Here is a 6,612-nt window from a genome sequence, read left to right on the forward strand (position 1 = left end):
GAACCCGATAGACCCGTGGGATCAAAATCATTGCCTGTAACCCCTGTGCCGGTGAAGCTAAATGTGCCGCCAGCAGGACTTCCGCTCACCAACGTAGTCAAGTCTACAACACCACCTGTCTCGCAGACATCTGTGGGAGTCGCAGGAACCGTGATCGTAGGAGTACTAATAACATTTAAATCAAATGTTTCCGGAAGGGTAGTACAACCGCCCAGACTATAATCTGCTGTAATTGTTATTGATCCGGAAAGGCCACTAGGATCAAAATCAGTACCTGCCACGCCGGTGCCTGAAAAGTTAAATACTCCACCAAGAGGAGAACCTGTGACCAAACCTGTTAAATTCACTACTCCATCAGCCTCGCAGACATCTGTTACTATCCCAGGAACCGTTAATGAAGGATCAGAAGTAACATCTATTTCAAAGTTAGCAACAGGCGCTACACAAGCACCAACTCCATAATTAACCGTAATTGTAATTAACCCTGATTGCCCGGCTGGATCAAAGCTAGTGCCAGTTACACCAACTCCGGAAAAGCCAAACGTACCACCTATTGGCGTAGCACTCACCAGAGTGGTTAAATCCAAAGTACCTGACGATTCACAAACGGTAACAGGAGAAGCTGGAGCTGTTATAGACGCAGTCGTTATTACATTAATATCAAAATTAGCTGTTGGAGCTACGCACCCCCCCGAATTATAATCAACCAATATATTAACTATTCCTGAGATTCCTGTAGGGTCAAAATCATTGCCTGTAACTCCGGTACCAGTAAAGCTAAACGTACCACTCGATGGACTTCCGCTCACCAATGTTGTCAAATCAACTATACCGCCTGTTTCACACACATCAACTGTTGCAACTGGTACAGTAATGGTAGCAGCATTCAATACATTCATGGTAATAGAAGAGGACGTAGCCGGTGCTCCTGAAAAACAAAACACACCACCTGGAGTCATCTGCACAAATACCTCATCTCCATCAGATAATGTAGAGCTTCTAAATTCTGATGTTAGCTCCCCTGGAACAATGGCAGAATTAACAACCCATTGAAAAGTCGGGGTAATACCTCCATTAACTGGTGTGGCGGTAAATACCGCTTCACTCCCTGCACAAATAGGATTCTGATCCACTGCCAAACTTACAGCAGGTGTGGCAACAGGGCTAAAAGTGTAATCAAAACTAAGACGGGAATTTCCTCCATTCTCATAGTACTCAATGACCATATCGTGTGATCCATCCAGACAGGCTACAAATGTAGTAGTAGAATACGTGCCGTTCACGAATTGGTCCGATGCAGGAATCAGCGCTCCATCCAAAAAGAATCTCGAACCGTCATCAGCACCAATAGTAATAGTATATTCTCCCTGAGTAAATGTTTTTCTCATTCGATACCTTACACTAAAGCGATTAGCATAGGTATCACATAATGCTGCGGCAGCAATAGCCACATTGCCAATATTTAGATCAAATACATCATCGGTTACATCGTAGGAAGATTGTGCATTAAAAGCATCTATCTCTGTTTCGGTAATAAAACCACGATAATCCGAAAGGGCAAAACCTACTCCGCCAGGCAGTCCACCGTTATCACTCTCATCATATATATAACCAATCCATGTTTCGTTCCCAAAGATCGCAGGGTCACCCAAAATAGGAGTTACCGTTACCACAGCATTCCCAATCATTGAAATTGTGCAGGTTGTAGTGATATTTATACCTTCTACAGTATAAGTACCTGCTAAGCCAACAGCTGTGAAATCTAGCGGACTACCATTGCCATTTAGAGATTCAACAAAGACCCCATCTCGTAATAAATCATAACGAATACCTGCCTGACTACCGTCTAACCCTATTACAGTTACGTCACCATCGCATAAAGTCGCTCCTCCGGTGACATTGAAAGTGGAAGGAGCATTATCAATTGTTAAGGTAATAGTTTCAAAAACAAGGGGACAAATACCGGCAGGATCATCCGTAGTTAATGTCAGATCCACTGTGCCATTTGTTATATCCGTCGCCCCGGGCGTGTAAACAGCGCCCAATAAACTCGCATCGTCAAAGCTACCATCCCCGGAACTCGACCAGGTTGAACTCGTCGCTGACCCGCCGATCGTACCACTTAACGTAACCGTACCATCAGAACAGATCGTCTGGTCTAAGCCCGCTGATACTGTGGCAGCCAGTTCTATCGTAACGGTCATAAAGTCTGTGGCAAAAGGACAAGAACCCGCAGGATCATCTGTGGTTAATGTCAGATCCACTGTCCCATTCGTTATATCCGTCGCCCCGGGCGTGTAAACAGCTCCCAGTAAGCTCGCATCGTCAAAAGTACCATCTCCTGAACTCGACCAGGTCGAACTCGTCGCAGAACCACCGATCGTGCCACTTAATGTAACAGTACCATCCGAACAGATCGTTTGATCCGGACCCGCTGATACCGTGGCAATAGGTTGTTCTGTGACTGTTGCTGCAACTCTATTTTCGCTAACACAAGTTGTAGCGTTATTCACCACCTCTGCGAAATAAGTTCCGGGAGATGGTGGAGGATTGAGCGTGGCACCAGTACCTACCAGATTTCCGTTGGAAGATGCATCGTACCAATTAACAGTAAAGCCCGCCCCAGGATCATCGACTGAGACATTGGATATTGGGTCTCCAAAACAATAATCACTATCTATTGGGTTGGTTGCATCAGGAGCAAATGGAAGTACAGTTACTTGTAATATATTATCAGAAGCAACATCTGTGCAAAAACCAATACTGGCTAAGACCGAAATATCGACGTTGCTGGTGTAAGAAGAACTTGACAATGGCGCAAAGTCCAGACTACCCCCTGTCCCGACAGCTGTTATAGCTGTAGCAACACCATCTACCGCTAATGTGTAATTCACACTTAGATCTGTATTATCTAACGTAATAATTATATCGTCGCCATTACAAATTGGATCAGTAAGCGTAGATATGGTGAAATTATTTGGACGCGGTTCCGTTACAGTATAACTCCTGCTTGCATCTGGGCATGTAGAAAAAGAATCTGAAACAGTAAATACATATTCACCTCTTGGAAGTGCCGAAATGGAAAATAATGATGCAAAATCGAGAGTAGAAGAAACGAGCGTATTTCCTGAAATTGTACCTAAAGCGTTATCAGTAGATATCTCCCAATTCAAAAAACCATTTTGAACTTGGTTAGGCAATCCGGCAATACCATTAGAACCTCCTGATAAGGAAACATTTATCTGAGCATCAAGAGGGTTACAATTAATGTTGTCATTAATTAGATCTGTTGGAGGCGTATTTGTGGTGATGGTAGGTAATGTAGTGACGTCATCCACTACTACACTACTGGATATAGCATCTCCACTCGGGGTATTTATAAAAAAGACGTATGTTGCATCAGGCAAGCCAGCTGGAGCATTAGAACCATCAACAATTACAGGTACATTAAAAGGAAGTGTCGTAAGCCCTTCAAAATCGCCAGGACTAGGATCAAAAAAACTCTGCAAAGTGGCGTCTTCATTGCCATTAGATGACAAAACGATAAACTCTACAAGTCCATCTTCAGCACCATTACAAGCATTTATGACCCTCCATTGAACTACCAGATCTCCATCGCCACTGGTAGAACTGAAAACTTGAGAGTGGCTAATATGAAAGAAACATGCAAGGGTGATTATAAGTAGTAACGATTTCTTCATGATCTAAAACACAATTTAGTTTATCTCAAAATCTACTCTTTTGATACACTCGCTATCGAATATCACAATGCAGTAATATCTGCCGGTTGGCACATTTTTCAAAATGTTTGATTTAAAATCGTTGGACACTAATGTTTGGTCGCCACGAAAAAAATAATATTGAATCAGATCATATTTATTTTTACTGCTAATTAAAATGTCGACATTCTTGTGATTTTCTTCAACATCCTTAATATTGGCTTTCACTATTATATCATCACAGGCAGGATTTGCATTAACATTAGTAAGGAAACAAAAACTAATTACAAGGCCACCATAAATAAGATATGACTTCCAGATTGACATATAAAAAAATTTATAATGTATATAGTTTAAAAAATCAAAGTAACCTCTTGTATGTCAGTAGAGGTTTGAAATACTGGTAAATATGGTGTTATTATTGATTAATTCAAACTGTTTTCTTTTCGAATTTCTGTGACCAACTAAGGCCTACACTCAGGATATCCCTGATCTTCAACATTTTCCTCACAGGTAATTCACAACAATCAAAAACCAAAGGGGGAAAAATCATGTACCTTATCATAGCAAATTAAACAAACTCCGTTGACACAAAGGGCACAAAACTAACAGGCTAAGACTCAAACCTACTTCTTCTTAAAATCCAGAAAAAATCCAAACCTCAGGTTAATACGCTGATCAAATGTATTTTCACTATTCAATGAAAAATTATATAGCACCTGACCATCACCATGAAAGTTTTTGATGATCCTATATTTTTTGCGAATACCCACCACAGCAATATTGGCCCATTTCGGTGGTTGCTCTCCGGGATTTATACTGACTATCTCTGTTTGGGTATGCTCATACCCGGCTACAGCCATAAAGCCTTTATAAACATCAAAGCTGATAGAGGTACGCAATCCTTTGGTGCTGTGAACATGTATGTCTACGCCATCGTCGAAAAAGGCACCTAAACGCCAACTGTAGCCCGCTTTCAGGTGCCAACGTTTGGTGAGTTTATAACCAACGTAGGGAGCGACGTCTAAAAAATTGACCTCCGATCTGACAAACTCAATATCTGTCCCTAGCATAAGTCGATCGATGAAGCGATCATTTCGGACGGCTTGTGCCTTTCCTGATGGCAGGTCTTTGATGCTGGATACTTCAGCATATTTTTTCTTGTACCCTGTGAGCACTTTCTGCGCTGCCAGCAGCTGCTCCTCTTTTCCCTGGAATTGGTTGGGTACTTCCTTTTTTAACGCCTCTTCCAATTTCTTTTTAAAAACCTCCTGATCTTGCATCTCACGCATGATCTTGAGCTTGTCTTCATAGCTTACCTGGAGTTCCTGCATTTCCAATTGTTGTTGTTTCACCAAATCCAGGTTGTCTGACAGATCCGCTTGTTCTGCTATACGTTTTTCCAGAGCCTCGGCATCTCCTTCACGAGCTGACCGGATATCCGTTTGGATACCTTCCAGGTCTGTATTTACTTTTTTGAAGTCACCCGCCTTTTCTTTTGCCTCTCCAACGATTTCATTTTTTTTCACCTTACCCAAAGGTTCGTTGACCTTACCTTTTACATCTCCCAACGGATCCTGCACCGAGCTTTTCAGATCAATGTCCGTGGTTTTTTCTATTTCCCGGTTTACATCAATGTCCGGCTTAATGTCATTTAGTTCGCTTTTCACATCCGGAAGGCCTGTTTCAGGCAGTTCGATGTTTTCCGTTATGCCGTTGATTTGGTCTGTGCCTATATCTAAATTGCCAGGGAGTGATTCATTCAATGGAATATCGGTATCCGGAAGACCTGAAACCGGCAGGTCTGTTTTTGGAAGCTTTGATGCTACACCAGGAATTGCAATTCCTGTCTGATCTGATCCGGGCAATGTTACCTGGTCCGTTGGCAGGTTTATACCTCCTTCTACTTTATCTAAGGGGTTGATCTTTCCTGGCTGGTCTATTCCTTTACTCGGAAGTACGGAAACATCGGCTACCTTACTTTCCATTTTACCTTGTACTACAGTGATCTTGTTGCTAGGCTTTTGGGACAACACCTGCAAACTATCTTTTTTAGTGTTTAGCCTTGAGAATTTACGTTTTATTCGTGTAGTAAGTGTATCCGTTGCTTTCAGCTGCACTGAATCCAGTTTATTCCGGGTATTCGACAATCGCACATTAGGATCAAGTTCTATGGACACGCTATCTTTTATATAGGTCCATTTCCCTTTCAGTGAATCTCCTGGCGGATGAATGCGAAATTTATCTTTTAAAAGATCGTCATTGACGCTATCGGCTAATATGAGGGTCGATGCTTTTCCGGTCAGGTGATCTATTTTATTTTGGATCGTATCTTTTTTGGATTGTAATGACTTTAATTTATCGGGAACGCGTGGAGCGGTAAGACTGTCTTTTAGGTTTCTCACTTCAGCAAAACCGGCAACATCATCTACTCTTTTAGAGATACTATCCAGCTTATTTTTAGGGGTATTCATAAGTGTGTCGAGGCTGGCTGATCTTTGTTTCAGATTGACGGCTACTACCTTCAGGGAATCGGTTTTGTTTAGAATGGCCAGAGAGTCCAACTTTTTTACCTGTTTCAGACTGTCGAGTACTTCTTTTTCTTCGTTCGGATATTGTTGGGCATAGGTGACCGAAACGGTTAAAAAAAGGAGTAAAAAAGGGAGACTTTTGCGGGCCATAGACGAATGGCAAGGTAGTAACATTTTGATGGAATAGGGAGGGGAATTTTGATTTTGTACAGCGCTTTGATAAATGCCAGGTTGTAGTCGGCCAGTATTCTAAGACTTAAACAATAAAAAAAGTACAATTTTACGCTGCATAGTTAAAAATTTCGACGTAAGGTGTTTCTCTTTTAACTACAGCGAATATTCTAGCAAGTAATTTGTTCCTT

At 41.9% G+C, this 6,612-nt stretch carries 2 protein-coding genes; both read right to left on the bottom strand.

Translation table 11 applies throughout. The annotated features are described in order from the left end of the window. A partial coding sequence (locus FNH22_RS31295) for a hypothetical protein (RefSeq protein ID WP_143402480.1) occupies positions 1-3,701 on the bottom strand: 3,701 nt, incomplete at its 3' end. Positions 3,702-4,345: 644 nt separating this feature from the next. Beyond that, complete coding sequence (locus FNH22_RS31300; protein ID WP_143402481.1) at positions 4,346-6,400, bottom strand: hypothetical protein; 2,055 nt, start codon at positions 6,398-6,400, stop codon at positions 4,346-4,348. Between the last annotated feature and the right edge of the window lie 212 nt (positions 6,401-6,612).

Origin of the sequence: Fulvivirga sp. M361 (assembly GCF_007097395.1) — a bacterium.
GTDB lineage: Bacteria > Bacteroidota > Bacteroidia > Cytophagales > Cyclobacteriaceae > Fulvivirga.

Coding starts and splice junctions, on each gene's coding strand:
- FNH22_RS31300 (WP_143402481.1), bottom strand. CDS start 6,400: ATGGCCCGCAAAAGTCTCCCTTTTTTACTCCTTTTTTTAACCGTTTCG.